19 protein-coding genes are annotated in these 25,396 nt (G+C 70.8%); 5 read left to right on the forward strand and 14 right to left on the reverse strand.

Annotation, left to right across the window (positions count from 1 at the left end; genetic code table 11):
• The first annotated feature begins 155 nt into the window (after positions 1 to 155).
• From AC07DC_RS24555 to AC07DC_RS24565, 3 genes are all read left to right on the forward strand, one after another.
• Positions 156 to 1,685 carry a helix-turn-helix domain-containing protein gene (locus AC07DC_RS24555; protein ID WP_478916616.1) on the forward strand — a complete coding sequence of 510 codons (1,530 nt, stop codon included), beginning with the start codon at positions 156 to 158 and terminating at the stop codon, positions 1,683 to 1,685.
• Between the two features lie 199 nt (positions 1,686 to 1,884).
• Entirely contained in the window at positions 1,885 to 2,844 is a 960-nt protein-coding gene (locus AC07DC_RS24560) for an ATP-binding cassette domain-containing protein (RefSeq protein WP_478916617.1), read from the forward strand.
• A 48-nt stretch (positions 2,845 to 2,892) separates the two neighbouring features.
• A complete protein-coding gene (locus tag AC07DC_RS24565) occupies positions 2,893 to 3,711 on the forward strand; it encodes an ABC transporter permease (protein ID WP_478916618.1) in 819 nt (272 codons plus the stop codon).
• Between the two features lie 92 nt (positions 3,712 to 3,803).
• Here AC07DC_RS24565 and AC07DC_RS24570 read toward each other — a convergent pair whose 3' ends face one another.
• The 4 genes from AC07DC_RS24570 to AC07DC_RS24585 all read right to left on the reverse strand — a co-directional run bounded on the left by AC07DC_RS24570 (position 3,804) and on the right by AC07DC_RS24585 (position 8,721).
• Entirely contained in the window at positions 3,804 to 6,953 is a 3,150-nt protein-coding gene (locus AC07DC_RS24570) for an AfsR/SARP family transcriptional regulator (RefSeq protein WP_478916619.1), read from the reverse strand.
• A gap of 245 nt (positions 6,954 to 7,198) precedes the next feature.
• A complete protein-coding gene (locus AC07DC_RS24575) occupies positions 7,199 to 8,032 on the reverse strand; it encodes an alpha/beta fold hydrolase (protein ID WP_478916620.1) in 834 nt (277 codons plus the stop codon).
• 127 nt (positions 8,033 to 8,159) lie between these two features.
• Complete coding sequence (locus tag AC07DC_RS24580; protein WP_478916621.1) at positions 8,160 to 8,369, reverse strand: hypothetical protein; 210 nt, start codon at positions 8,367 to 8,369, stop codon at positions 8,160 to 8,162.
• A 70-nt stretch (positions 8,370 to 8,439) separates the two neighbouring features.
• The gene (locus tag AC07DC_RS24585) at positions 8,440 to 8,721 is read right to left on the reverse strand and encodes a hypothetical protein (RefSeq protein WP_478916622.1); all 282 of its coding nucleotides are present in this window, start codon (positions 8,719 to 8,721) and stop codon (positions 8,440 to 8,442) included.
• Positions 8,722 to 9,100: 379 nt separating this feature from the next.
• Between AC07DC_RS24585 and AC07DC_RS24590 the strand changes: the two genes are divergently transcribed.
• Entirely contained in the window at positions 9,101 to 11,488 is a 2,388-nt protein-coding gene (locus AC07DC_RS24590; protein WP_478916623.1) for an immune inhibitor A domain-containing protein, read from the forward strand.
• A gap of 86 nt (positions 11,489 to 11,574) precedes the next feature.
• On the opposite strand, the gene AC07DC_RS24595 is transcribed toward AC07DC_RS24590, so the two are convergent.
• From AC07DC_RS24595 to AC07DC_RS24620, 6 genes are all read right to left on the reverse strand, one after another.
• Positions 11,575 to 13,902: a collagenase gene (locus AC07DC_RS24595; protein ID WP_478916779.1), complete on the reverse strand. Its 2,328-nt coding sequence runs from the start codon at positions 13,900 to 13,902 to the stop codon at positions 11,575 to 11,577.
• A gap of 194 nt (positions 13,903 to 14,096) precedes the next feature.
• Entirely contained in the window at positions 14,097 to 15,134 is a 1,038-nt protein-coding gene (locus AC07DC_RS24600; RefSeq protein ID WP_478916624.1) for an ABC transporter ATP-binding protein, read from the reverse strand.
• The gene (locus AC07DC_RS24605) at positions 15,131 to 16,222 is read right to left on the reverse strand and encodes an ABC transporter ATP-binding protein (RefSeq protein ID WP_478916625.1); all 1,092 of its coding nucleotides are present in this window, start codon (positions 16,220 to 16,222) and stop codon (positions 15,131 to 15,133) included. The genes AC07DC_RS24600 and AC07DC_RS24605 overlap by 4 nt, the downstream gene beginning before the upstream one ends.
• Positions 16,222 to 17,208 (reverse strand): ABC transporter permease, encoded by a 987-nt coding sequence (locus AC07DC_RS24610; protein WP_478916626.1) that lies wholly within the window; start codon positions 17,206 to 17,208, stop codon positions 16,222 to 16,224. The genes AC07DC_RS24605 and AC07DC_RS24610 overlap by 1 nt, the downstream gene beginning before the upstream one ends.
• A complete protein-coding gene (locus AC07DC_RS24615; protein ID WP_478916627.1) occupies positions 17,205 to 18,182 on the reverse strand; it encodes an ABC transporter permease in 978 nt (325 codons plus the stop codon). The genes AC07DC_RS24610 and AC07DC_RS24615 overlap by 4 nt, the downstream gene beginning before the upstream one ends.
• 13 nt (positions 18,183 to 18,195) lie before the next feature.
• Positions 18,196 to 19,941, reverse strand: coding sequence for an ABC transporter substrate-binding protein (locus AC07DC_RS24620; RefSeq protein WP_478916628.1), 1,746 nt, complete (start codon positions 19,939 to 19,941; stop codon positions 18,196 to 18,198).
• Positions 19,942 to 20,062: 121 nt separating this feature from the next.
• Between AC07DC_RS24620 and AC07DC_RS24625 the strand changes: the two genes are divergently transcribed.
• Positions 20,063 to 21,448, forward strand: a complete 1,386-nt coding sequence (locus AC07DC_RS24625) for an aminopeptidase P family protein (RefSeq protein WP_478916629.1) — start codon at positions 20,063 to 20,065, stop codon at positions 21,446 to 21,448.
• A gap of 98 nt (positions 21,449 to 21,546) precedes the next feature.
• Here the strand turns inward: AC07DC_RS24625 and AC07DC_RS24630 are convergent, their stop codons facing one another.
• The 4 genes from AC07DC_RS24630 to AC07DC_RS24645 all read right to left on the reverse strand — a co-directional run bounded on the left by AC07DC_RS24630 (position 21,547) and on the right by AC07DC_RS24645 (position 25,379).
• Entirely contained in the window at positions 21,547 to 22,269 is a 723-nt protein-coding gene (locus tag AC07DC_RS24630; protein WP_478916630.1) for a GntR family transcriptional regulator, read from the reverse strand.
• Between the two features lie 41 nt (positions 22,270 to 22,310).
• Complete coding sequence (locus AC07DC_RS24635) at positions 22,311 to 23,240, reverse strand: ornithine cyclodeaminase family protein (protein ID WP_478916631.1); 930 nt, start codon at positions 23,238 to 23,240, stop codon at positions 22,311 to 22,313.
• Positions 23,241 to 23,327: 87 nt separating this feature from the next.
• The gene (locus AC07DC_RS24640; protein WP_478916632.1) at positions 23,328 to 24,329 is read right to left on the reverse strand and encodes a proline racemase family protein; all 1,002 of its coding nucleotides are present in this window, start codon (positions 24,327 to 24,329) and stop codon (positions 23,328 to 23,330) included.
• 111 nt (positions 24,330 to 24,440) lie between these two features.
• Positions 24,441 to 25,379: a dihydrodipicolinate synthase family protein gene (locus AC07DC_RS24645; protein ID WP_478916633.1), complete on the reverse strand. Its 939-nt coding sequence runs from the start codon at positions 25,377 to 25,379 to the stop codon at positions 24,441 to 24,443.
• Between the last annotated feature and the right edge of the window lie 17 nt (positions 25,380 to 25,396).

A 25,396-nucleotide genomic window follows, 5' to 3' on the forward strand; every position in this document is an offset into this window, starting at 1 on the left:
AGGGGCATTAATCTCATATCCGAGATAGTGACCTTGCGTGATGCTGCCGGATCGACGGTCATCGCGCCGCGTCTACCCCGTTCTGGAGGTTCCACACACCCGACGCGCCCTTCACCACACAGCACCCATCTCATGTGTGAGATATCGTCTGTTGCATGATCGATGACTACCTCGCCCGTATCGGCAAGCTCATCCGTGACGCCCGCCAGCACCGCGGCTGGACCCAGTCCCAGCTCGCGGAGGCGCTGGGCACCAGCCAGAGCGCGGTCAACCGCATCGAGCGGGGGAACCAGAACATCAGCCTGGAGATGATCGCCAGGATCGGCGAGGCGCTCGACAGCGAGATCGTGTCGCTCGGCTACGCGGGGCCGATGCACCTCCGGGTCGTCGGCGGGCGGCGGCTCTCCGGCGCCATCGACGTGAAGACCAGCAAGAACGCGTGCGTGGCGCTGCTCTGCGCCGCCCTGCTGAACTCCGGGCGCACCACATTGCGCCGGGTCGCCAGGATCGAGGAGGTCTACCGGATCCTGGAGGTGCTGAACAGCATCGGCGTCCGTACCCGCTGGATCAACGACGGCAACGACCTGGAGATCGTGCCGCCGGCCCAGCTGGACCTCGACGCGATGGACACCGAGGCGGCCCGCCGCACCCGCAGCGTGATCATGTTCCTCGGCCCGCTGCTGCACCGCACCGACCGTTTCCGGATCCCCTACGCGGGCGGCTGCGACCTCGGCACCCGCACCGTGCAGCCGCACATGAACGCGCTGCGCCACTTCGGCCTCGACGTGACCGCAACCGACGGCACCTACCACGCGGTCGTCGAGCGGGCGACCTCCCCCAGCCGGCCCATCGTGCTGACCGAACGCGGCGACACCGTCACCGAGAACGCGCTGCTGGCCGCCGCCCGCAACAACGGCATCACCGTGATCCGCAACGCCAGCTCGAACTACATGGTCCAGGACCTCTGCTTCTTCCTGGAGGAGCTCGGGGTACGGGTCGACGGCGTCGGCACCACCACCCTGACCGTGCACGGGGTCACCGACATCGACCGCGATGTGGACTACGCGCCCTCCGAGGACCCGGTCGAGGCGATGAGCCTGCTGGCAGCCGCCGTCGTCACCGAGTCGGAGCTGACGATCCGGCGGGTGCCGATCGAGTTCCTGGAGATCGAGCTGGCGGTCCTGGAGGAGATGGGCCTCGACCACGAGCGCACCGACGAGTACAAGGCCGACAACGGCCGCACCCGTCTGATCGACCTCACCGTGCGCCCCTCCAAGCTCCGCGCACCCATCGACAAGATCCACCCGATGCCCTTCCCGGGCCTCAATATCGACAACGTCCCGTTCTTCGCGGCCATCGCCGCGACCGCCCAGGGCTCCACGCTCATCCACGACTGGGTGTACGACAACCGCGCGATCTACCTCACCGAACTCACCCGTCTCGGCGCCGGCGTCAAGCTGCTCGACCCGCACCGGGTCCTCGTCGAGGGCCCGACCCGCTGGCGCGCCGCCGAGATGATGTGCCCGCCAGCGCTGCGCCCGGCCGTCGTCATCCTGCTCGCAATGATGGCCGCAGAGGGCACCTCCGTGCTGCGCAACGTCTATGTCATCAACCGCGGCTACGAGGACCTGGCCGAGCGGCTCAACACCATCGGCGCGCAGATCGAGACGTTCCGCGACATCTGATCTGAACCGAGCGTCCGGCTCATCCGGCCCGGCACACACTCCTGCAAGGAGCGTGTGCCGGGCTTGCTTCACGGAAGCCCTGACACCGGCTGACAGCTGTCGACGAACACCGTCAGCGCGCTGTCCGCGGACTGTCAGGGCTGCCCGGCATCGTCATGGTCATCGAGAACGACGAGGACCTGACGAGGAGTTGTTGAACATGGCGTACGCGATCCGGGCCGAGGGACTGGTCAAGAAGTACGGCGACTTCACCGCCCTGGACGGCGTCGACCTGGAGGTCCCGGCCGGCAAGGTCGTCGGCGTCCTGGGCCCCAACGGCGCCGGCAAGACCACCACCGTGCGCATCCTGGCCACGCTGATGCGCCCCGACGCCGGGCACGCCAGCATCGGCGGCTACGACATCGTCAAGGACCCGGTCAGGGTCCGGCAGTTGATCGGGCTGACCGGCCAGTACGCCTCCGTGGACGAGACCCTGTCCGGCGCCGAGAACCTGGTGCTCATCGCGCGCCTGCTCGGCCTGTCCCGGCGCGATGCGAAGGCGCGGGCCGCGGAGCTCCTGGAGAACTTCTCCCTCACCGAGGCGGCCCGCAAGCCGATCGCCACCTTCTCCGGCGGCATGCGGCGGCGCCTGGACCTGGCCGCCTCCCTGGTCGGCCGGCCGCAGGTGCTCTACCTGGACGAGCCCACCACCGGCCTGGACCCGCACGCCCGGCAGGAGGTCTGGAACGTCGTACGGCGGTTGGTCGCGGACGGCTCCACGGTGCTGCTGACCACGCAGTACCTCGAAGAGGCCGACCAGCTCGCCGACTCCATCACCGTCTTCGACAAGGGCCGCAAGGTCGCCGAAGGCCGGCCCGGTGAGCTCAAGCGCCGGGTGGGAGGCCAGATGCTCCAGGTCCGGCCCGCCATGGCCGCCGATGTGCCGCGGGTCGCGCAGTTGCTCGCCGAGTTGTCCGGCCACTCCCCGGCGGAGGACTCCGGCGTGCTGACCGTCCCGGCCGACGACCCGCTGCTCGTCGCCGCGGTCGCCCGCCGTCTGGACGGCGCCGGCATCACCGCCGACGAGCTCGGCCTGCGGCTGCCCAGCCTCGACGAGGTCTTCCTCGCCCTGACCGGACACGCGCCCGCCGTCGCCGACGAACAGCCCGTCGCCGTCTGAGCTCCCGCTCCCCCGTTCCGCACAGACTCTCCCGAGAGGACACCCGTCGTGAGCACCCAGACCCTCAGCGCCCCCCACGCCGAGCTCCCCAGCCGTATCGGCCTCGCACAGACCGCCCAGCACAGCTTCGCCCTCGCCGGCCGCGGCGTCACCAAGTTCATGAAGTCGCCGATCCAGCTGGTCGATGTGATCCTCACCCCGATCATCAGCCTGCTGATGTTCATCTACCTGTTCGGGGACGCCATGTCCGGCGGCGACACCCACGGCTACCTGCAGCACGTCACCCCAGGCGTCATGGTGATGGCCGTCTTCCAGGCCAGCATCGGCATCGGCGCCTCGCTCAGCGCGGACGCCAGTACCGGGATCTTCGACCGGTTCCGCAGCATGCCGATCGCCCGCTCCAGCCCGCTGATCGGCGCCGTGCTCGCCGACATCGTCCGCTACGTCGCCTGCCTGGGCACCCTGGTCGTCCTCGCCCTGGTCATGGGGTACCGCTTCGAGACCGGCCCGGTCGCGGCACTCGCCGCGCTCGCCCTGCTGATCGGCTTCGCCCTCAGCTTCTCCTGGATCTCGGTGTTCCTCGGGATGCTGATCAAGAACCCCGCCTCCGTGCAGGGCCTGATGACCATCCTGATCCTGCCGCTCACCTTCGCCAGCAACGTCTTCGTCTCCGACAACAAGATGGCCGACTGGCTCCAGGCCTGGTCCGACATCAACCCCGTCTCCCTGGTGGCCGACTCGGTCCGCGGCCTGCTCAACGGCGGCCCGGTCGCCGGCTCGCTGGCCGGCAGCCTCGCCTGGATGGCCGGTGTGATCGTGGTCTTCCTCCCGCTGGCGATGCGGGCCTACCGCAAGAGCGCCGGATGATCCTCCGGTGACAAGCCCGGCCGGGCGGGGTCCGCACCCACGGGGGTGGAGCGGACCCCGCCCGGCCGTCCGCATGACCGCGCGGGGCCTCGTCAGATCCGCGGCGCCGCCCGCAAGGTCTCCGCCTCCAGCCAGCGCAGCGCGTCCTCGCGGGAGTACGCGGCTCCCTCCTCGAACGCCTTCTTGAAGCGCTCCTCGCCCAGCGTCGCCACGATGCGGTCGACCAGCTCGCACCACTCCGGCTCGCCCCAGTCGAAGGCGCCGCGCATCACCTGGCTCATGCCGAGCGACCGGGCGCCCTCTTCGGGGGCTCCCTCCAAGGTCCGCAGTCCGCCCAGCAGTTCGGCCACCCAGGCGAGCGCGGCGCCCGCGCCCTGGCCGAACAGGGCGCCGGCCGCCTCCGGCAGCAGGGCCCTGGCCCGCGCGGCATCACCCTCGGCGAGACGGTTCTCGATGCGGGTGCTGACGATCAGGTCGCGGGCGGTCTCCCTGAGGGAGGGGCGCCGGGCGCTCAGCGCCTCCAGACGGTCGAGGGTCGCGTCGGACTGCGCCAGGTCACCGGCCCTGCGGTGCACATTGGCCAGGCCCACGAGGATGTTGGCCTCCAACCGCAGCTGTCCGCGCTCGCGGGCCTGCCGGTGTGCGGCGTGCAGATCGCGGAAGGCGCCTTCCAGGTCGCCGCTGCGCCGGCGTTCGCGGGCGAGTCTGGCCTTGCTGAGGTAGAGGTAGTCCTCGGTGCCGAGTTCCGAGCTGAGGGCCACGGTCCGTTCGAAGGTGGCGATGGCCTGGGGGTACTCGCCGCGCAGGGAGTGGTCGCGGCCGATCGGGAACAGGCTCATCACGAGCCCCCAGCGGTCGCCCACCTCCTCGAAGCCGCGCAGGGCCTCGATCCGGGACTCGGCGCCGGTGACCAGGTCGCCCTGTTCGGTGAGGGCGAAGTCCCGTGCCAGGTGGGCGCCGGCCCGGACCCAGGGGTCGGGCGAGTCGAGCGGGTCCTGGTCCGCGGCTCCGCCCGGTCCGGAAGCGCGTGCGGGGAAGGAGACCTGGGACATCCGCAGGAGCAGTACGGCCGGGTGGAACTCACGCGCCGTCGCCGATTCACCCTCGCCGGCCGGACGTTCGCCGCCCGCTGCCCGCCCGGAATCTGGTGCCGGTACGGAATCCCCTGCCTGTACGGAATCCGGCCCGCCGGGCCCGGCGACCTCCGCCAGATAGGTGTCGAGCTGGGTACTCATCCCCCTGATCCCCCAGTACCAGAACATCGCCCCGGCGAAGCGCGCGGCCAGGTTCTCGTCCCGGGCGTCGACGACCGAGCGCAGCGCGAGGACGAGGTTGTCGTGTTCGGCGTCGAAGACCTCGATCGCGCGCAGCTGCTCGCCGGTACGAAGGCGGGGTTCGTGTTCTTCCGCGAGGGCCAGGAAGTACGCGGCGAAGCGCTGGGTGACGGCATCTCCGGACCCGGCGTCGGACTCGGCGTCTGCGAGCTGCCTCGCCGCGTACGCACGTACCGTCTCCAGCATCCGGTAGCGCGGCTCACCCACCCGTTCGTCGGCGGTGTGGACCAGCGACTTCTCGACCAGGGCGTCCAGGACGTACGGGATGTCGGCGGCCGGCAGCGACAGGTCCGCGCAGACCGCTTCGAGCGCGGGGACGGTCGCGCCGCCCGGGAACACCGACAGTCTGCGGGCGAGGATCCGCTCGGGTTCGTCGAGCAGGTCCCAGCTCCACTCGACGAGCGCGAGCAGGGTGCGCTGGCGGGGCAGGGCGGTGCGGCTGCCCGAGGCGAGGAGACGGAAGCGGTCGTCGAGGCGGCGCGCGATCTGCTCGACGCTCATCGAGCGGAGCTTCGCCGCGGCCAGTTCGAGGGCGAGTGGCATCCCGTCGAGCCGTCGGCAGACCTCGACCACGGCGTCGAGGGTCGAGTCGTCGAGCGTGAAGTCCGGCCGGACTCCGGCGGCCCGGTCGACGAAGAGGCGGACGGCGGGCGACTGCGCGGCCTCGGCGGGCTCCGGTGATCCCATCGGTATGTCGAGGGGGCCGAGGTGGCACAGGGACTCGCCGGTGATGGCGAGGGCCTCGCGGCTGGTGGTGAGGATCCGCAACTCCGGCAGCTTGTCGAGGAGTTCGGCGGCGAGTTCCGCGGCCGCCTCGACGAGGTGCTCGCAGTTGTCGAGCAGCAGCAGGGCGTCGCCGCTGCCGAAGAGTCCGGCCATGCGCTCGATCGGGGTGGCCCGCTGCCCCTGGCCGGCGTCGTAGAGGCGGCCGTCGGTGGAGCTGAGGGCGCCGAGTACCGCGTCGGCCAGCTGGTCCGGTGCGCTCACACCGGCGAGCGGCACGAACCAGACCCGGCCGCGCTCGTGAGCACGGTCCCGGGTGGCCGCTTCGAGGGAGAGCCGGGTCTTGCCCGCGCCACCGGGGCCGACGATGGTGATGAGCCGGCTGCGGTCCAGCTGCCCGGCAAGTCGTTCCAGTTCGCTGTCCCGGCCGACGAAGCTGGTCAGCCGGGCCGGGAGGCGGCTCGGGGCGGCCTCGGCCCGCTCGGCCGGCGTCTCCAACTCGCCTCGCAGCAGGTCAAGATGGATCTCCCGCAGTTCGGCCGTCGGATCGACGCCGAGTTCGTCGCCGAGCCGCTTGCGTATCGCCTCGTACACCGCGAGGGCGTCGGACTGCCGTCCGGCCGCGGACAGCGCCCGCATCCGCAGCCCGGCGACCCGCTCGCTCAACGGCCGCTCGGCTCCGGCCGCTTCGAGGTCGGCCAGCACCTCGCCGTACCGTCCGAGCCGCAGCTCGGCATCGCAGCGGTCCTCGGCCGCCGCGGTCCGCAGATCATCGAGCCGGGTCGCGACGGGCCCTGCGAACGGGGCGCCGAGGACATCGGCGAGCGCCGCGCCCTGCCACAGCCCGAGCGCGCTTCCGAGCAGCGAGGCCGCCTCGCCGGCCCGCCCGGCCGCGAGCGCCCGCCGGCCCCGGGCGGCCAGCTCCTCGAAGCGGTGAACGTCCACGTCCTCGGCCCGTACCGAGAGCCGGTAGCCGCCGGACGCGGACTCCAACGACGCGGACCCGCGCAGCGCGCGGCGCAGCCGGGACACCAGCGCCTGCAGCGCGTTGGCCGCGTCGGCGGGCGGCTCCTCTCCCCACAGGCCGTCGACGAGCGAGTCGACGGACACCGTCCGGCCCTCTTCGAGGGCGAGCCGGGCGAGGAGCATCCGCAGCCGGACGCCACCCACCTCGACCGGTGTCACATCATCGGCGTACGCCCGAATCGGTCCAAGCAGCTCTACGCGCACCACTGCGGCCTTCCCCTCCGAACCGACCGGCTCCCGCCGTGTCGATCATTCCTCCAATGCCGGGTCAGCATCACCCACTCGATGCCCCTGGTAAAGGGCCGCCGGATCCAACCCTTCCCGCGTTGCGATGCCTGCTCCGAGCGCTGCGACCTGTGCGCCTCACGGGCCGTCCCCCCGACGCCCTCGGCCCCTCGGGCTCCTCAGCCTTCGGAGCCGATGAATTCGCGCAGTGCCGCCGCGAGGGCCGCCGGCTGGTCCACCGGGATGAGGGTGCGGCAGTCCGGGATCTCGACGAGACGCCCCTGCGGCAGCAGGTCGGCGAGCCGGCGGCCGTGCGCGCGGGGCATCATCTGATCGTCCTCGGCCCAGACGACCAGCGCGGGGCGGTCGAACTTCCTGAGGCCTTCGGCCGCTTCTAGCATGGCGCCCTTGCGGCAACTGCGCAGGTAGCGCTGCAGATCGGCCCGGATGGCAGGGTCGGCGAGCAGCGGCCGGAGCCAGTCGTCGAGCATCTCGTTCGGCACACCGTGCACGGACATCGGACGGAATCCGAAGGGCAGCCCGCGCAGCGCCCGCACACCCATCAGGTGGGCGAGCAGGTACACACCGCCGGGGACACGGCTCGCGGCGGTCAGCATCTTGCCGCCCGCCCCCGGCGGGTAGTTCTCGAACGCCTCGCAGGACGTGAGCACCAACCGGCCGATCCGCTCCGGCCGTTCGCCGGCCAGCACCTGGGCGTGGCCGGAGTCGTTCTCGACCAGCGTCACCCCGTCGAGCTCCAGCCGCTCCAGGAACTCCCCGACCAGCAGGGCCACCGCGCGCAGTGACAGCTCGGCGTCCGGCCGCATCGGCCGGAGGTGGCCGCCGGTCGGCAGGGTGGGGACCACGCAGCGGTGGTCGGTGCGCAGAACGTCGACGACCTTCCTCCACACCGAGCCGTTCTGGCCGAGCCCGTGCAGCAGGACGACGACCGGCCCCGATCCCCCGGTGTCCTCGAAGTCGACGGTTCCGGCGGTGAGTTCGATCCCGGGCACCTGATCCCCCTCGCGAGTCGGCTACCGATCTCCGCGACCGTATCGCGCCCCCGGCCGACACGGCAGGAACCCCCGGAACGCCCCGGAGACACATCGCCCCGGGGCGTTCCGCGAACACCTGGGTCTGTCAGGCATTGACGACCGAACGCCGTTCGGTGTCCACCCTGAACTTGCCGCTGAGCATGTCGTCGATACTGCTCTCTTCGACTTCGATTTCGAGGACCGTTTGTCCGTCTCCGGTCAGTGGAACCGCCTTCACACCTTCTGCCGGCCGTCCTATCGAGACGATGCGACCGCTCAGCGCATCGTGAACGACGAATGCCTTCACCTTTGCCATCCTGCTTCACGCCTTTCCACAGGGTTGGGGTCGCCCTTCTCCTACGAAGAACACAGAACGCCCGCCATCCTCAGGGCAGTGATTCGACTATCGCGAGAACGCGAAAGTTGCAGCTGTTGAAAGGAGCATTGTTCTGGATGTAGATCTTGTAGGCCTTCGTGCCGTCGACGTGCTGGAACGACTCTCCCTGCGTGAGGGTTGCGTGCCCCACCGGATTCAGGACACCGGCGCCGGAGCCGGGGAAGACCACGATACTGAAGACCACGGATTCCTTGTTCGTGAATCCGTGGATGAACCAGTTGGTCGACGAGTTGGCCGCCACTGAGTCGTCCACTATGACTCGAACTGGCATAACTCCTCCAGTCTCTTCGAGAATGGTTTGGATGCATCGCCAGCATTGCCAACCGAGCTGCAACAGCACACAGCTTCACCGTCACCGAACGGACGCGGCGACAGTGCCCCCTGGGCGGGCTCGGCAATAATCGCGGTGTCACGCCACTTTGCGACGTGCCTTCTCATCATCACCCCTGTATTCCCACCGCGCCAACGGAGCGGGAGGGAGCAGCAGTTCGCGGACGGCCGCCGCTCGCACCGTCCGACCGACTCCTCACTCAGGGCATCTTCGCGCACCCTCTACACATCACCTTTGACATGTGAAATATTACCTGCGCTCACCGGCCCTCCCCTCCTCCGGGAGGCGCCCCCGCAGTTCCTCCGAAAGGACCTGTACGTTGCGCAGAATCACCCTGCCCGGTATGGCGGCGCTCACCAGCGCCGCGATAGCCGGCGCACTGCTGCTCACCGGCCCGGCGGCCGCCTCGACAGCACCAACGGCCGCCGCCCCGGGCCCCGTTACCACCGCCGCCGGCGTCGCTCCCGAGGACGCCCAGCACGCCGACGCCCCGTCCAGCCCGATGGAACTGCAGCGCCAGGCGCTGCGCCGGCAGGCGTTGGAGCATGTCGCCGCCGGTTCCGTGGCCCGCGCACCCGGCGGGGCGCTCCCGCACACGGTCAAGATCGGCAAGCAGTACGTCGAACTCGCCCAGGAGCGTACGGACAAGATCTTCGTCATCCTCGCCGAGTTCGGCGACCAGGTGGACAACACCACCATGAACAACGGCCAGCCCCGCTACGGCGGCGAGCCCGGCCCGCTGCACAACACCACCGGCCGCCCCGCGAAGGCCGACAACCACACCGTCTGGCGCAAGGACTTCGACCGCGCCTACTACCAGCAGCAGTTCTTCGGCGACGCCCCCGGCACCGTCTCGCTGCGCAACTTCTACCGCACCCAGTCCTCCGGCCGGTACGACATCGAGGGCACCGTCACCGACTGGGTCAAACTCCCCTGGAACGAGGCCCGTTACGGCAGTGACAACTGCCCCGAGGGCCAGCAGTGCCACAGCAACTGGGACATGATCCGGGACGCCACCACCGCCTGGTACGACGGCGAGCGGGCCAAGGGCCGTACCCCGGCGTCCATCAAGGCCCAGATAGCCCAGTACGACCACTACGACCGGTACGACTACGACCACGACGGCAACTTCGACGAGCCCGACGGCTACATCGACCACCTCGTCGTCGTACACGCCGGCAAGGACCAGACGTGGGGCGGCGGCGCCCAGGGCACCGGCGCCGTCTGGGCACACCGCTGGTTCGCGTACTACGACCAGGCCGGGCAGGCGGGCCCGCAGGGCAACCGGATCGGCGGCACCCCGGTCGGCGACACCGGCATCTGGGCGGGTGACTACCTCACCGGCGGCGAGAACAGCGGCGTGGGCCTCTTCGCCCACGAGTACGGCCACGACCTCGGACTTCCCGACCTGTACGGAGCCACCGGCGACAACAGCGTCAACTTCTGGTCACTGATGTCCTCGGCCTCCTACCTCGGCAAGGGCCCGAACACGACCGGCGACTACCCGGGCGACCTCGACGCCTGGAGCAAGCTCCAACTCGGCTGGCTCGCCTACGAGGAGACCGCTTCCACCGCCCCCGCCTCCACCCACCGGCTCGGCGTCTCCAGCTACAACACCGCCGATCCACAGGGGCTGCTCGTCCATCTGCCCCCGTCGACCACGACCACCGACCTCACCGACCCCTACGAGGGCGGCAAGCAGTGGTGGAGCGGTACCGGTGACTTCCTCGACAGCTCGCTGACCCGCACCATCGACCTGCGCGGCACCACCGCCCCGGCCGTCCTCGACACCCGGCTCTGGTACGACATCGAGAAGGACTACGACTTCTTCACCGTCGAGGCCTCCACGGACGGCGGCAGCCACTGGACCGCCCTGCCCGGCACCGTGGACGGCGCCCCCATCCCGCGCACCGGCACCGGGGTCCCCGTGGTCACCGGCACCTCCGGCGCCTGGACGGCGCTGAGCGTCCCGCTCGACGCGTACGCGGGACAGCAGGTCCAACTCCGCTTCCACGTCACCTCGGACAGCAACACCCACGGCAAGGGCGTCCTCACCGACGCGGTGAGCGTCAGCGCGGGCGGCACGCAGCTGTTCGCGGACGGCGCGGAGGCCGGCCCGGCCGGCTGGACAGCGCAGGGCTTCACGATCGTGACCGGCCGCGCCGGCACCACCGACCACCCCCGCGCCTACATCGTGGAGAACCGCCGCTACACCGGCTACGGCGCCTTCCTGAAGACCGGCCCCTACAACTTCGGCTGGTCGAAGGACCCGAAGAACCCGGCGAAGAAGGACACCGTCGAGTTCTACCCGTACCAGCAGGGCGCCCTCATCTGGCTCTGGGACACCGCCTACAGCGACAACACCACCGCCAACCACCCCGGCGGCGGCCTGCTGCTCCCCATCGACGCCCGCCCGACGGCCCTGCGCTACACCGACGGCACCGTACTGAACGCGCGCGCCCAGACCTTCGACGCGACGTTCTCCCTGGGCCGCACCGACCGCCTCACCTTCCACAAGGACGGCGTCCCGGTCACCGTCCCGTCCCGCGCCGGCGTCCCCGTCTTCAACGACCACACCGGCGTCTACTGGAACGCGGACCTCCCCCAGGTAGGCGTCAAGGTCCCCGACACCGGCACCCGCATCGCCGTAACCAACGAATCCCACGACGGCCGCGTCACCACGATCCGAGTGAGCCACGTTTCCTGACCTCCTGTAACACAGGACGCCGCCCCGGCCCCCGCGATGCGGGGGCCGGGGCGGCGTCTTCATCAGGTGGCCGGAAGCGGCAGCGGTCAGCGGCGCAGCGGGCCCTCGCAGGAGTAGTCGCTCGAGCCCGCCAGGCCCGAGGACCAGACGTCCACCGCGCCGAACGTGCAGTTCATGTCCGCCAGGTTGTTCGCGGCGGCGCCCGCCCGGTCCAGGATGAAGTAGTCGACCGTCTCCGACATGTCCTTGAAGACCCGGTCGGGGTTACCGGAGTCGGAGAGGTTGGCCGTGATGCGCCCGGTGCAGGTGAAGCGGACCTTGTTGTTCCAGTCCGCGTTGTCCTTGCAGACCGGCGTGTTGGCGGTGGCCGCGGCGAACGCCGCCTGCACCTCGGCGGCCGTCGCGAACTTCAGGGACCCGTTGGCCGTGTACTTCGTGTCGGGCACGTACAACGTGCCGACCTGGGCGATCTGCCGGTCCAGGAAGGCGTCGTACTCCCGCTGGAGCGCCGCGTCGGCGCCGGTCCTGGTGCGCCAGGCGTCGAAGCCGGCCGGGTCGTCGGCCCGCTCGTAGCCGTACATCTCGCGCAGCAGGGTCGGGTGCTCGGTCCACAGGAACTCGAAGAACGTGCCCGCGTAGTCGTAGAAGCGGAATCCGTCGCCGTCGTACGTGGCGTGCAGCAGCTGGTTGACGCTCATCCGCGGGCCGCCGCCGGAGGTGTCGTCGATGACGCCCTGCACCAGGGACTTGCGAACCTTGATGCCGTCGTCGCGGGTGCCGCCGTCGAAGAACTCGGCGGTGCCCTCGTCCATGGCGGTGGTCAGGTCGTTGGAGTACCAGCGGGTGTCACCGAAGGTGCCGGGGACCGCCCAGCGGCCGTTGAGGTAGTGGGTGTACTCGTGGCGGAACAGCTCCTCCAGGGTGAGCGAGGAGTCCTGCGGCACCCGGCGCTGGTAGGTGTAGAAGGTGGCGCCGTCCTCGATGTACATGCCGCCGTTCTGGGTGCCGTAGCCGGTGAGCAGCGGCTGGAAGACCTCGTAGTCGGCGCGTGACGCGTACAGGTGGATGTGCAGGGTGGTGTTGGTGTCGCCGGCGAGCGGGGTGGAGGTGCCCAGGACGCGCAGGAACTGGGTCTTGACCTGCTTGCTGGCGTAGTAGAGCTGGTCGACGGTGGCCTGGTCGAGGCCGGTGTGGACCTCGATGGCGCCGTTGTCGTACGTGTAGGTGTGGGGGAAGAGCATGGCCTCGATCTGGGCCTTGCAGACGTTGAACCGCGTGCAGTCCTCGTAGTAGTTGAGCCACGACGCGGCGCTGACCCAGGGCGGGCTCATCTTGCCGAAGCTCGCCTCGGTGGTGCCCAGCAGGGTGCCGAGGTCGTTGACGATCGTGGTCTTGAGGGCGTCGATCTGGCCGAACCGGCCGTACTCGCCGACCGCGTCGCGCGCCACCCAGTCGTTGGTGGTGCCCTTGAGGTGGCCGTAGCCGCCGAAGGCCCGGAAGGCGCCGCGGTACGCGGCGTCCGCGGTGGCCGCCGCACGGAAGGCGGTGTCGTTGTTGCCGGGGTAGACGCCGAGGTAGTTGACGGACAGGGCCGCGAGGACCGCGCCGCCCCAGTCGGCGCTGGTGGCGGTGACCGCTCCCGGGGCCATGGTGCCGAGCACCTTCTTGATCAGCGGGAGCTGGTACTGGCGCAGGCCGGGCGCGCTGGCCGCGTAGAGCGCCTCACGCAGCGTCTGGGCGTTCTGCTTGGTCGCGTCGAAGGTGCGCGGGGCGGTCCCGAAGGCGGCGATGGCCTTCTGCATGGCGGCGACCGTCGGGGCGTCGGTGACGTCGATCTCGGTGTGCGAGTAGTCGTGGTACGCGACCGCGTGCAGGTACGTGAACATCTCGTACAGGTTGTTGGCGTTGGTGCCTCTGTGTTTCGGCGCGAGCAGGGCTATGCGCTTGGAGACGGCCTGCACATGGGCGTCGGACATGACGGGGATGAGGCGTGGGTCCCAGGTCCAGAGCAGCTTGCTCAGACAGTTCTCCACGGAGACGGTGTAGTTGTCGGCCAGGAAGTCCGCGAAGCGTTCCGGGCTCAGCTTGGTGATGGCGTCGAGGGTGCAGGGGACGGTGCCGCCCAGTGCCTTGACCGGGGTGGCGGACTTGGCGTGGGCCGCCACGGACGGGCCGGCCGCCGGCCCGGACTGGTCGCCGGGCAGCTTGCCCTCGGCGTGCGCGCCGCCCCCGGGGGCGGGCGCCTGGTGAGGGGCGACGGTGGTGGCCTTGGCGAGCCGCTGGACCTCGTCGAACGGGTTGCCGTCGGCCGGCCGGGCTCCCGCGCCCGGCTGTCCGGCGAAGGTCGCCGGGACGGCCGGAGCGGCGGGTGCGGCCTGCGGTCCCGCCGGGCCCGCCTGGGCGACCTGCATCATCGGCAGGGTGAGGGACGCCGACAGGGTGGCGACCAGCAGGCTCTTGCGCACGGCGCGGGTGGTACGGGTGGTGCGGGCGCTTCCCGCGGGACGTGCGGAACGGGCGTGAGACACCGAGAACTCCTCAGAGTGGGGTGGAGTGGGTGAGACACCGTCGGCGGCGAAGTGGCCGTTCATGATCGGCCGGCCAGGACCTAGCTGACGGGTGCGGGCTCCGGGAAGTGGCAGGCGGCCTGCCGCTGTCCCGGGCCGGCGATCTGCAGCAGTGGTGCTTCGGTGCGGCAGATCTCCCGCGCCTTGTGGCAGCGCGGGTGGAAGGTGCAGCCCGACGGCGGATGCGCCGGGCTGGGGGGATCGCCGAGCAGCACGATCCGTTCACGGGCCCGCTCCGCCGCCGGGTCCGGCAGCGGTACGGCGGACAGCAGGGCCCGCGTATAGGGGTGGGCGGGGGCGCCGTAGACCTCGGCCTTGTGGCCGATCTCGACGATCCGGCCGAGGTACATCACCGCGACGCGGTCGCAGACCCGCTTGACGACCGACAGGTCGTGCGCGATGAAGAGGTAGGCGAGGCCGAGTTCGCGCTGCAGGGTCTCCATCAGGTTCACGATCTGGGCCTGGATGGAGACGTCGAGCGCGGACACCGGCTCGTCGGCGATGATCAGCCGCGGCCGGGTGGCGAGCGAGCGGGCGATGCCGATGCGCTGTGCCTGGCCGCCGGAGAACTCGTGGGGGTAGCGGTCGAGATGCTCGGGGATGAGGCCGACCAGATCCATCAGTTCGGCGGCGCGCCTGCGGGCGTCGGCCGCTCCGCTGCCCTGCGCCAGCATCGGGTCGGAGATGATGCGGGCGACGGTCTGCCGGGGGTTGAGGGACGAGAACGGGTCCTGGAACACCATCTGCACATGGCGCCGCACCGGGCGCAGGGCCCGCGCGGACAGATGGCTGATGTCGCGGCCGTCGAAGGTGACGGAGCCCGAGGTGGGCTCCAGCAGCCGGACGACCATCCGCCCGGTGGTGGACTTCCCGCAGCCCGACTCCCCCACCAGGCCCAGGGTCTCGCCCTCGGCGATGTCGAACCCGACACCGTCCACGGCCCGGACGGGGGCGCCCGCGCGCCCGCCGCGGGTGCGGCGGCCCGGGAACGTCTTGACGAGGTCGCGGACGGACAGCAGCGGCGCCGCTCCGTCGCCCGCTGTGGCGCCGGTGGCGGCGACCGTCTCCAGGGCACTCATCGTGATCCTTCCGGGGCCGGGGCCGGGACCGGCGCCGGGACGGGAGCCGGGACCGGGGCCAGGGCTTTGGCCGGAACGGCGGGAACCGGCTCCAGCGGGTGGTGGCAGGCCACGCGGTGCCCGCCGGCCGATGAGGACGCCGGGTCGAAGGCCGGCCGCTCCGAGACGCACCGGTCCCGTTCCGCCGCGCTCCCGGCCGCCGCCCGCGGGCAGCGGGGCACGTACGGGCAGCCGGGCGGTGGCGCGAGCAGCGAGGGCGGGCTGCCCGGGATGGCGCGCAGCGGCGCGTCGTCGGTGTCGTCGAGCCGGGGCAGCGAGTCGAGCAGCCCGCGGGTGTACGGGTGCGCGGGCGCGGTGAACAGCCGGTCCACGGGGGCCTGCTCGGCGGCCCGGCCGCCGTACATGACCAGCACCTCGTGGGCGACGCGGGCGACGACGCCCAGGTCATGGGTGATCATCACGACGCCGAGGCCGCGGTCGGCCTGGATGCGGGCGATGAGTTCGAGGATCTGCGCCTGCACGGTGACGTCGAGCGCGGTGGTCGGCTCGTCCGCGATCAGCAGGTCCGGTTCGCAGGCCAGCGCCATGGCGATCATGACGCGCTGTCGCATGCCGCCGGAGAACTGGTGCGGATAGTCGGCCGCGCGGCGGGCCGGTTCCGGGATGCCGACCTCGCCGAGCATCTCGACGGCCCGCCGCCGTCCGACCGCCCGGCCGGTCTTGAAGTGCACCCGGTAGTGCTCGGCCACCTGCTCGCCGACCGTGTAGAAGGGGTGGAGGCTGGACAGCGGGTCCTGGAAGATCATCGCCATCCGGCGGCCGCGCAGCCGGTTCAGCTCGCGGTCGGGCAGCGCGGTGAGCTCCCGGCCGTCGAGTGCGATGGATCCGCTCACGGCCGCGTCCCGGTGCAGACCCATGACGGCCAGCGACGTGACGGACTTTCCGGAACCGGACTCGCCGACGATGCCCAGGGTCCGGCCCGCCTCGACGGTGAAGCCGATGCCGTCGACAGCGCGGACGGGGCCCGCCGGGGTGGGGAACGTGACCTGGAGGTCGCGGACTTCGAGCAGGGGGCCTGGCGCGGCCATCAGTACCTCACTCTCGGGTCGACGACGGCGTAGAGGAGGTCGACAACCAGGTTGGCGATGACGATGAAGAAGGCCGCCAGCAGGGTGACGCCGAGGATGACGGGCTGGTCGGAGCGGACGAGACCGTCGTAGAAGAGCCGTCCGACGCCGGGCAGTCCGAAGATGGACTCGGTGATGACGGCGCCGGCCAGCAGCCCGCCGAGGTCCATCCCGAAGAGGGTGAGGATGGGCGTCATCCCGGAGCGCAGCCCGTGCTTGACGATGACGGTGCGCTCCGGCATGCCCTTGGCGCGGGCGGTGCGGATGTACGGCTCCGCCATCGCCTCGATCATCGAACTGCGGCTCTGCCGGGCGTACATGGCGGCGTAGAGCAGGGCCAGCGCCAGCCAGGGCAGGATCAGGTTGGAGGCCCAGTCGAGCGGGTCTGCGGTGAAGTCGGTGTAGGTGGGGTACGGCAGCAGGCCGGCGATCCTGATCACGCCGTAGATCAGCATCACCGAGGTGAAGTAGACCGGCATGGAGGCCGCCGCGACCGCGCCGACCATCAGGGTGCGGTCGACGAGGGTGTCCTTGCGCAGTGCGGCGGTGACGCCGGCGCCGAGGCCGAGCAGCAGCCACAGCACGGCCGCGCCGACGGCGAGCGAGATCGAGACCGGCAGCCGGTCCATCAGCAGGTCCCAGACAGGGACGGAGTTCTCGTAGCTGTAGCCGAAGCAGGGGAATCCGCAGTGCAGCGCGTGCGGCCCCTCCCCCAGGGTGCGGCCGGAGAAGATGCCGGTGAGGAAGTCGCCGAACTGCCGCCAGACCGGCTGGTCCAGGCCCATGTAGTGGCGGACCAGTTCCAGGCGTTCGGGGCTGCAGCTCTTGCCGCAGGCGGCCGCGGCCGGGTCGGAGGGCAGGACGTAGAAGATGGTGAAGGTGATGGCGGAGATCGCGAAGAGCACTCCGACGACTCCGGCGAACCTGCGGGCGACGTAGAGGATCACCGGCGGCCTCCGCGCGGATCGAGGATGTCGCGCAGCGCGTCGCCGAGCAGGGTGAAGGCGAGGACGGCCAGGAAGAGGAAGAGGCTCGGGATGATGAAGTACATCGGGTCGGTCTCGTAGAACGCGACGCTGTCGGCGATCATCTGGCCCCAGGAGGGCGTGGGCGGCCGGACACCGACGCCCAGATAGCTGAGGGCGGCCTCGGTGCTGATCATGCCGGGGATGAGCAGGGTGGTGTACGCGATGATCGGCCCGGCGACGTTGGGCAGGATCTCCCGGCCGAGGATGCGCCAGGCGCCGGAACCGCCGACCCGGGCGGCCTCGACGTATTCGCGGTGCTTGACCGAGAGCGTCTCGCCGCGGACGACGCGGGCGATGCCCGGCCAGCCGAAGACACCGATGATGGCTGTCATCAGGAAGATCCGGTTGACGTCCTGGGCCACCGACATCATCGCGATCATGAAGATGAGGGACGGGAAGGACATCGTCAGGTCCATCAGGCGGCTGAGCACGGCGTCGGTGCGGCCACCGAAGTAGCCGGCCACGATCCCGGTGGCGGTGCCCGCGACGACGACCACCGCGGTGGCGCTCAGCGAGATCAGCAGCGAGACCTGGGCGCCGTTGACGACCCGGGCGAACAGGTCGCGGCCGGTGACGGGTTCGACGCCCAGCCAGTGGTCGGTGCCGATCCCGCCGAGCGGTCCGAGCGGCAGGCCGCCGAGGTAGGGGTCGACGGCGGTCTGGTCGAACTCGGTGGGCGACCAGCCGCCGAGCGCGCTGAGCAGCGGCGCGCCGGCGGCCATCACGACGAGCAGCGCCACGACGACCAGGCCGAAGCGGGCGGCCGGACGGCGGCTCAGCTGCCGCCAGGCGAGCCGCCACGGCCCGTGTCCCGGGGCCGCGCCGGCAGCCGGCTTCAGGTCGGGTTCAGGGGGAGGTTCCGGTACCCGTTCGGGCACGATGAGGGTGGCCATCGCCGTACGCCCCTCAGCCCTGGCTCTTGGACGGGTCCTTGAGGCCGATGGCCGCGTAGTCGAGTTGGCCCGACCACACCGGGTGGCCGAAGGCTCCCGCGATGTTGGTGCCGACCAGCAGCGGCTTGCGTTCCAGCATCAGCGGAACGGCCGGGGACTTGGCCATGATCTGCGCGTCGAGGTCGATCCAGGCCTGGTTGGCCTTGGCCGCGTCGGGCATCGCGGCGATCTCGTCCATCCGCTTCATCACCGCGTCGTCGCGGAATTGGGAGTAGTTGCCCTGGTTGCCCTTGTCCTTGATCGTGCGGCCGTCGAAGACGAAGGGCAGGAACGTGGAACCCGACGGGTAGTCGGGGCACCAGCCGGCCATCACCATGTCGGGCGCGCTCTTCAGGTCGCCGATCGACTCGTAGTAGGCGGACGGGTCGACGGTGTTGATGGTGACGGAGACGCCGACCCGGGACAGGCCCTGCTGGATCGCCTCGGCCCTGGTCTTGTCGCCGGTCGAGACGGTGAAGGTAGCTCCGAAGCCGCCGGCCTTGCCGGCCGCCTTGAGCAGTTCCTTCGCCTTGGCGACATCGCCGCCCGGCGCGATCTTCAGAGTGTCGGCCTGGTGGGAACCGGTGAGGGCCGGCGGCAGATAGGCGGTGGCGATGTCGTTGAGCGCGGGGCCGCCGGACGCGGTGAGCAATGACGACTTGTCGACCGCGTACTGCATGGCCTCGCGGACCTTCGGGTCGTTGAACGGGGCTCTGCTGGTGTTGAGTTGCAGCATCACGGTGCAGCCGTTGGACTCGGCGATCAGCCGGCTCTTGATGTCGGCCTTGGGCAGCACCTTGGGCGCGCTCTCCGGCCGCATGTTGGACCACTCGACCGTGGAGGCGTCGCCGCCGGCACTGGCGATGACACGGTCGTCGACCTGGCCGCCCTTGAGCCCCTGGACGAAGACGAAGCGATCCGGGTACGCCTTGCGGACGGTGTCGGTGGCGGCGTCCCAGTTCGTGTTGCGGACCAGGACCAGCTTCTTGCCCCGGTCGTAGCTGTCGATCTTGTACGGGCCGGAGGAGAACGGCCGGGCGTCGTACGACGCGCCCTTCTCCTGAGCCTGCGGGACGGGCGAGAAGGTGGGCAATGTGGCCGTGGAGGCGAACTCGGCGACCGGGCGCTTGAGTTTGAAGACGATGGTGAGGTCGTCGGGGGTCTCGATGGAGCTGAGGTGCTTGCCCGTCAGGGGGCCCTCGTAGCCCTTGGTGTCGGCCAGGTACTGCGCGGCGTAGTCGGGGCCGCCGGTGAGGTCGGGAGAGAACGACCGCTCGACGTTGTACTTGACGTCCTTGGCGGTGATCGGCGTGCCGTCCTCGTACTTCAGGCCCTTCTTGAGGGTGAACTTCCATACCTTGCCGCCCTCGCTCGACGTGCCGAGGTCGGTGGCCAGGTCGGGGACGATCTCGCTGCCGGTCTTGCCGGGCTCGCTCTTGAAGGTGGTCAGGGTCCGGTAGAGCAGCCGGATCCCCATGTCCATGTTCGGCATCGTCCAGTTGCGGGCCGGATCCAGGTGCGAGAAGTCCTGGTTGGACAGGACGGTGAGGGTGCCGCCCTTGACCGGGGTGCCGCCGACGACCTGTCCGTCGTTGGCCGCCGCCGGGTTCTTCCCCTTGCCGCCCTGGCTGCTCTTCGTGTCGCCGGAACAGCCCGCGATACCGAGGGCGAGGGACGCCACGAGGGCCGTGGACAGGGCGAGTTGGGTGCGCTTGGTCATATGAGTCACTCCGCTGCGAAGAACCGCGCTCTAAGATGTGACCCGTAACATAGTAATGTGAAATTGCACTGACAAGATGTGTGCGTCGCCGTTACCGACCCGTGTCCGAAGGAGCTCATCGATGAACGGAACCCCCGCCCGACTGCATACGGGAAGTCATGATCTGCCCACCTCGCCGGCGCTGGACGCCTTCATGGGCGCCGGCTGGGCGGCCACCCCGCTGCCCGACGACGCCCGCGTGCCCGCCGCGCACCTCACCCCGGCCCGCCGCGACCGGCTCTCCGCCCGCTTCCCCGGCGAACGGCTCGTCGTCCCCGCGGGGCAGCTCAAGGTCCGCTCCAACGACGACGACCACCGCTTCCGCCCGCACAGCGCCTACGCCTGGCTCACCGGCCTGACCGGCGAGGACCAGCCCGGCAACGTCCTCGTCCTCGAACCGTCCGGCCCGTCCGGGCACGAGGCCGTGCTCTATCTGCGGCCGCGCTCACCACGGACCGAGCCCGGGTTCTACCGCGACCGCCGTTACGGGGAGTTCTGGGTCGGGCGCCGCCCCGACCTCGCGGAGGCCGAGCGGATGACCGGCATCCGGTGCGAGCACCTGGACGGGTTCGGCGCGCTGCCGCCGGGCCGCGACGCCGCCACCGACGCGGAACTGGCCACCGCGCTCTCCGAGTTGCGGCTGGTGAAGGACGCGTGGGAGGTCGGACAGCTGCAACTCGCCGTGGACCACACGGTCACCGGCTTCGAGGACGCCGTACGGTCCCTGCCGCGCGCCCTGCGGCACGCGCGCGGCGAGCGCTGGATCGAGGGCGCGTTCAACCTGCGCGCCCGCGCCGAGGGCAACGGCACCGGGTACGACACCATCGCCGCCTCCGGCGCGCACGCCTGCGTGCTGCACTGGATACGCAACGACGGCCCGCTGGACCCCACCGAACTGCTGCTGCTCGACGCGGGCGTGGAGGCCGACACCCTCTACACCGCCGACATCACCCGCACCCTGCCGCTGTCCGGCATCTTCTCCCCCGTCCAACGGCAGCTGTACGAGCTGGTGCTGGCCGCGCAGGACGCCGGCATCGCGGCGCTCAAACCCGGCGCCAGCTTCCGGGACTTCCACCTGGCCGGGATGCGCGTCATCGCCGAAGGGCTCGCCGACTGGGGCGTGCTGCGGATCTCCGCCGACGAGGCGCTCGCCGAGGACAGCGGCCTCTACCGCCGCTACACGCTGTGCAGCAGCGGCCACATGCTCGGCCTCGACGTCCACGACTGCGCCCAGGCCCGCGCCGAGACCTATCTCGACGGGGTGCTGGAGGAGGGCCATGTCCTGACCGTCGAACCGGGCCTGTACCTCCAGCCCGACGACGAGACGCTGCCGCTCGAACTGCGCGGCATCGGCATCCGGATCGAGGACGACCTGGTGATCACGTCCGACGGCGCCCGGCTGATGTCGGGTGCGCTGCCGCGCGATGTGGCCGGGATCGAAGCGTGGATGGGCGAACTGCTTGCATAGGCAGTCCTCAAACGCCGGACAGGCTGATTTCAGCCTGTCCGGCGTTTGAGGACTTCGGGAAGGGGCGGGGAGGGGATAAGCCCCGCAGGGCAACCGGTCTAGGCTTTGCCGAGCTTGCGCTTGAGGACCGGCTCGGGCTTCGCCGGAGCCGGTTCCTCCTTGCCCACCGCCCACAGCGACCGGACATGCCCGAGGTGCCGGGCCATGCACTCCTCAGCCGCCTCCGCATCACCCGAAATCATCAGGTCGAGCAGCTCGACATGCTCCTCGGCCGACGAGACCAGCTCGCCGCGCTCGTCCAGCCGCGTCAGCCCGTACAGCCGCGAGCGCTTGCGGAGATCGCCCACGGACTCGACCAGCCGCTCGTTCCCGGCCAGGCCGAGCAGGGTGAGGTGGAAGCGGCGGTCGGCCTCCAGGTACGCGATGAGGTCGTGCGCCCGGGCGGCGGCGACGATCTCCTCGGCGGCCGGCCGCAGTTCCTCCAGCTGTTCCGGGGTGGCGGTGCGGGTGACCCGGCCGACGGTGGGCACCTCGATGAGGGCGCGGATCTCGGTGTACTGGTCGAGGTCGCGCTCGTTCATCTCGGTGACCCGGAAGCCCTTGTTGCGCACCGGTTCGACCAGTCCCTCGCGGGCCAGGTCGAGCATGGCCTCGCGGACCGGGGTGGCGGAGATGCCGAAGTCCGCGGCGAGGGCGGGCGCCGAGTAGACGACGCCGGGGCGCAGTTCACCGGCGATGAGCGCGGCGCGCAGGGCGTGGCCCACCTGGTCGCGCAGCCGCTCCTGCGCCGTGATCAGGTTGCGCTGTTTCAGGTCACCCATCGCTGTTCCTCCGTCATCGCGCGGAGGTCCAGCGTACAATGTCACGTTGCTTTCGCGGTCCGGAAAATCTCAGCAGCTACCGCGAGGTCCTGCCACGCCATACCGGTGCCCTTGAAGAATCGGGGGCGGCCCGGTTCGGGGCGCACCCGGCCGGCGACGAGGTCGGCGAGGGTGCCCGCGAGGTCCTCCGGCCGGTAGGCGCCCTCCGCAATCGGGACCAGGACGTCCCCCGCCTCGCGCAGCGCGGCGATACGCGCCTCGACGACGACGGTGGCCCGGGTCACCAGCGCGGTGTCGGTCTCGCGGGCCGTCGGCTCGTGCGAGCCGACGGCGACCACGGTCGTGTGCGCGGCGACGGTGCTGCCGTCGAACAGCGGGGTGCGGGCCGTGGTGCAGCAGATCACCAGGTCGGCCTTGGTCACCGCGTCGGGGCTGCCGACGACGGCGTCCAGGCCGAGCCTGCGGGCGTGGGCCGCCAGTGCCTCGCCCGGTTCGGGCCGGCGGGCGACCACGGTGACCCGCTTCAGGGGCCGTACCGCGAGCGCCGCCGCCAGGTGCCCGTACGCCTGCGGTCCGGCGCCGAACAGTACGAGGTGCGAGGCGTCGGGCACGGCCAGGTGGCGGATGGCGACGGCGGACACCGCCGGGGTGCGCAGCGAGGTGAGCGCGGGCCCGTCGAGCAGCGCGAGGGGCTGCAGGGTCCGGCCGTCGAGGAGGAGATAGCTTCCGGTGATCCGGGGCAGACCGCGCGCCGGATTGCCCGGTGCCACTCCGGCGATCTTCACCCCGGTGAAGTCGTCGGTGGTGGCGGGCATGAGCAGCAGCTCGCCCGCCGGTACCGGGACGCCGGTGCGCGGCGGCCCGGTCTCCGGGTCCAGCCCGTCGCGGAGGGCCGCTTCGACGGCGTCCGCCGCGTCGGCGGGCCCGACGAGCCGGGTGATGGCGGCGGCGTCGAGGTGTAGCAGCGTCACAGCGGCGGTCCCGTTCCCGAAGGGTCGTCAAAGGGCTTCACCGCGGCTCGGTGAGCCCTCCGACCTGACCGTACCCGCCCCGGGTGATCACAGCAGGAACCCGCCGGGGAAGGGGTCGGACGGGTCGAGGAAGTACTGGGCCGTGCCGGTGATCCAGGCGCGGCCGGTGACGGTGGGCACCACGGCGGGCAGCCCGCCGACGGTGGTCTCCTCGACGAGCCGGCCGGTGAAGGACGTGCCGATGAAGGACTCGTTGACGAAGTCGGTGTGCAGCGGGAGTTCACCGCGCGCGTGCAGCTGCGCCATGCGCGCCGAGGTGCCGGTGCCGCACGGCGAGCGGTCGAACCAGCCGGGGTGGATGGCCATGGCGTGCCGGGACAGCCGCGCGTCGGAGCCGGGGGCGATGAGCTGGACGTGCTTGACGCCGTTGATGTCCGGGTCCTCGGGGTGCACCGGCCGGTCCGCCGCGTTGATGGCCTCCATGACGGCCAGCCCGGCGGCGAGGATGTCGTTCTTGCGCTCCCGGTCGAAGGGCAGCCCGAGGTCGGCCAGCGGCAGCATCGCGTAGAAGTTGCCCCCGTAGGCGAGGTCGTAGGTGAGCGTCCCGTGGCCGGGCACGTCCACCTTGAGGTCCAGGCCGGCGGAGAACGCCGGGACGTTCCGCAGGGTGACGGCGGTGGCCTGCCCGTCCTCGACCTGGACATCGACGGTGACGAGCCCGGCCGGGGTGTCCAGCCGGACGGTGGTGACGGGTTCGACGACCGGCACCATCCCGGTCTCGACGAGGACGGTGGCGACGCCGATGGTGCCGTGGCCGCACATCGGGAGATAGCCGGAGACCTCGATGTACAGCACGCCGTAGTCCGCGTCGGGCCGCGTCGGCGGCTGCAGGATCGCGCCGCTCATGGACGAGTGCCCCCGCGGCTCGTACATCAGCAGCGTCCGCACCCGGTCGTGGTGCTCCATGAAGTACAGCCGGCGCTCGGCCATGGTGGCGCCGGGGATGACACCCACGCCGCCGGTGATGACGCGGGTCGGCATGCCTTCGGTGTGGGAGTCGACGGCGTGGTAGATGTTCCGGCTGCGCAAGGGGTCCTCCTGGAGAGGTCTGCTTCGGGCGGGCCGGGCCGCCGCCCGCGCGGAGCGGCGGCCGATGGATGTGCGGGTGTTCTCAGCTGGAATTGTCGATGTTCGGGTGAGTCAGCCGAGTCCTTCGGCCATCGCCTTCTCGGTCGCGGCGCGGACGACGGTCTCGATGTCGGCCGGAAGCGGGGAGCGCGGCGGACGGACCGGGCCGCCGGGCCGGCCCACCAGGTCCATGGACACCTTGATGGCCTGGACGAACTCGGGCTTGGAGTCCCAGCGCAGTAGCGGGTGCAGCGCGCGGTAGAGCGGCACGGCGGTGTCGAGGTCGCCGGTGACGGCCGCCCGGTACAGGGTGGCGCAGGCCTCGGGGAACGCGTTGGGGTACCCCGCGATCCAGCCGACGGCGCCCGCGATGCCGAGTTCGAGCAGGACGTCGTCGGCGCCGACCAGCAGGTCGAGGCCGGGGGCGAGCTCGGCGATCTCGTAGGCCCGGCGGACATCGCCGCTGAACTCCTTCACCGCGACGATGCTGCCCTCGTTGTAGAGCTCGGCGAGCAGCTGCGGCGTGAGGTCCACCTTGGTGTCGTACGGGTTGTTGTAGGCGACGACCGGCAGCCCGGCCCTGGCCACCTCGGCGTAGTGCGCGCGCACCGCCCGCTCGTCGGCGCGGTAGGCGTTGGGCGGCAGCAGCAGGACGGAGCCGGCGCCGGCCTCACCGGCCTGTTCGGCCCAGCGGCGCGCCTCGGCGCTGCCGTAGGCGGCGACACCGGGCATGACGCGGTCCCCGTCACCGGCCGCCTCGACGGCGGTGCGGACGACACGGGCCCGCTCCTCGTCGGTGAGGGTCTGGTACTCGCCCAGGGAACCGTTGGGAACGACACCGTCGCAGCCGGATTCGATGAGCCAGGCGATGTGCTCGGCGTAACCGTCGTGGTTCACGCGCAGGTCGGCGTGGAACGGGAGGGCGGTGGCGACCATGATGCCGTGCCAGGGCTGGTCGCGAGGCGGGGTGTTCGTGGTCACGGTGGATCTCCCTCTAGTGAGATGTGACATTTTACTGTGCGATATGC

This window comes from Streptomyces sp. NPDC045021 (assembly GCF_056432645.1).

Bases quoted from the DNA above. Each gene is read 5' to 3' on its own strand.
- AC07DC_RS24555 (WP_478916616.1), top strand. From the start codon at position 156: ATGATCGATGACTACCTCGCCCGTATCGGCAAGCTCATCCGTGACGCC.
- AC07DC_RS24560 (WP_478916617.1), top strand. From the start codon at position 1,885: ATGGCGTACGCGATCCGGGCCGAGGGACTGGTCAAGAAGTACGGCGAC.
- AC07DC_RS24580 (WP_478916621.1), bottom strand. From the start codon at position 8,369: ATGGCAAAGGTGAAGGCATTCGTCGTTCACGATGCGCTGAGCGGTCGC.
- AC07DC_RS24585 (WP_478916622.1), bottom strand. From the start codon at position 8,721: ATGCCAGTTCGAGTCATAGTGGACGACTCAGTGGCGGCCAACTCGTCG.
- AC07DC_RS24595 (WP_478916779.1), bottom strand. From the start codon at position 13,902: ATGATGCAGGTCGCCCAGGCGGGCCCGGCGGGACCGCAGGCCGCACCC.
- AC07DC_RS24600 (WP_478916624.1), bottom strand. From the start codon at position 15,134: ATGAGTGCCCTGGAGACGGTCGCCGCCACCGGCGCCACAGCGGGCGAC.
- AC07DC_RS24605 (WP_478916625.1), bottom strand. From the start codon at position 16,222: ATGGCCGCGCCAGGCCCCCTGCTCGAAGTCCGCGACCTCCAGGTCACG.
- AC07DC_RS24615 (WP_478916627.1), bottom strand. From the start codon at position 18,182: ATGGCCACCCTCATCGTGCCCGAACGGGTACCGGAACCTCCCCCTGAA.
- AC07DC_RS24620 (WP_478916628.1), bottom strand. From the start codon at position 19,941: ATGACCAAGCGCACCCAACTCGCCCTGTCCACGGCCCTCGTGGCGTCC.
- AC07DC_RS24625 (WP_478916629.1), top strand. From the start codon at position 20,063: ATGAACGGAACCCCCGCCCGACTGCATACGGGAAGTCATGATCTGCCC.
- AC07DC_RS24630 (WP_478916630.1), bottom strand. From the start codon at position 22,269: ATGGGTGACCTGAAACAGCGCAACCTGATCACGGCGCAGGAGCGGCTG.
- AC07DC_RS24645 (WP_478916633.1), bottom strand. From the start codon at position 25,379: ATGTCACATCTCACTAGAGGGAGATCCACCGTGACCACGAACACCCCG.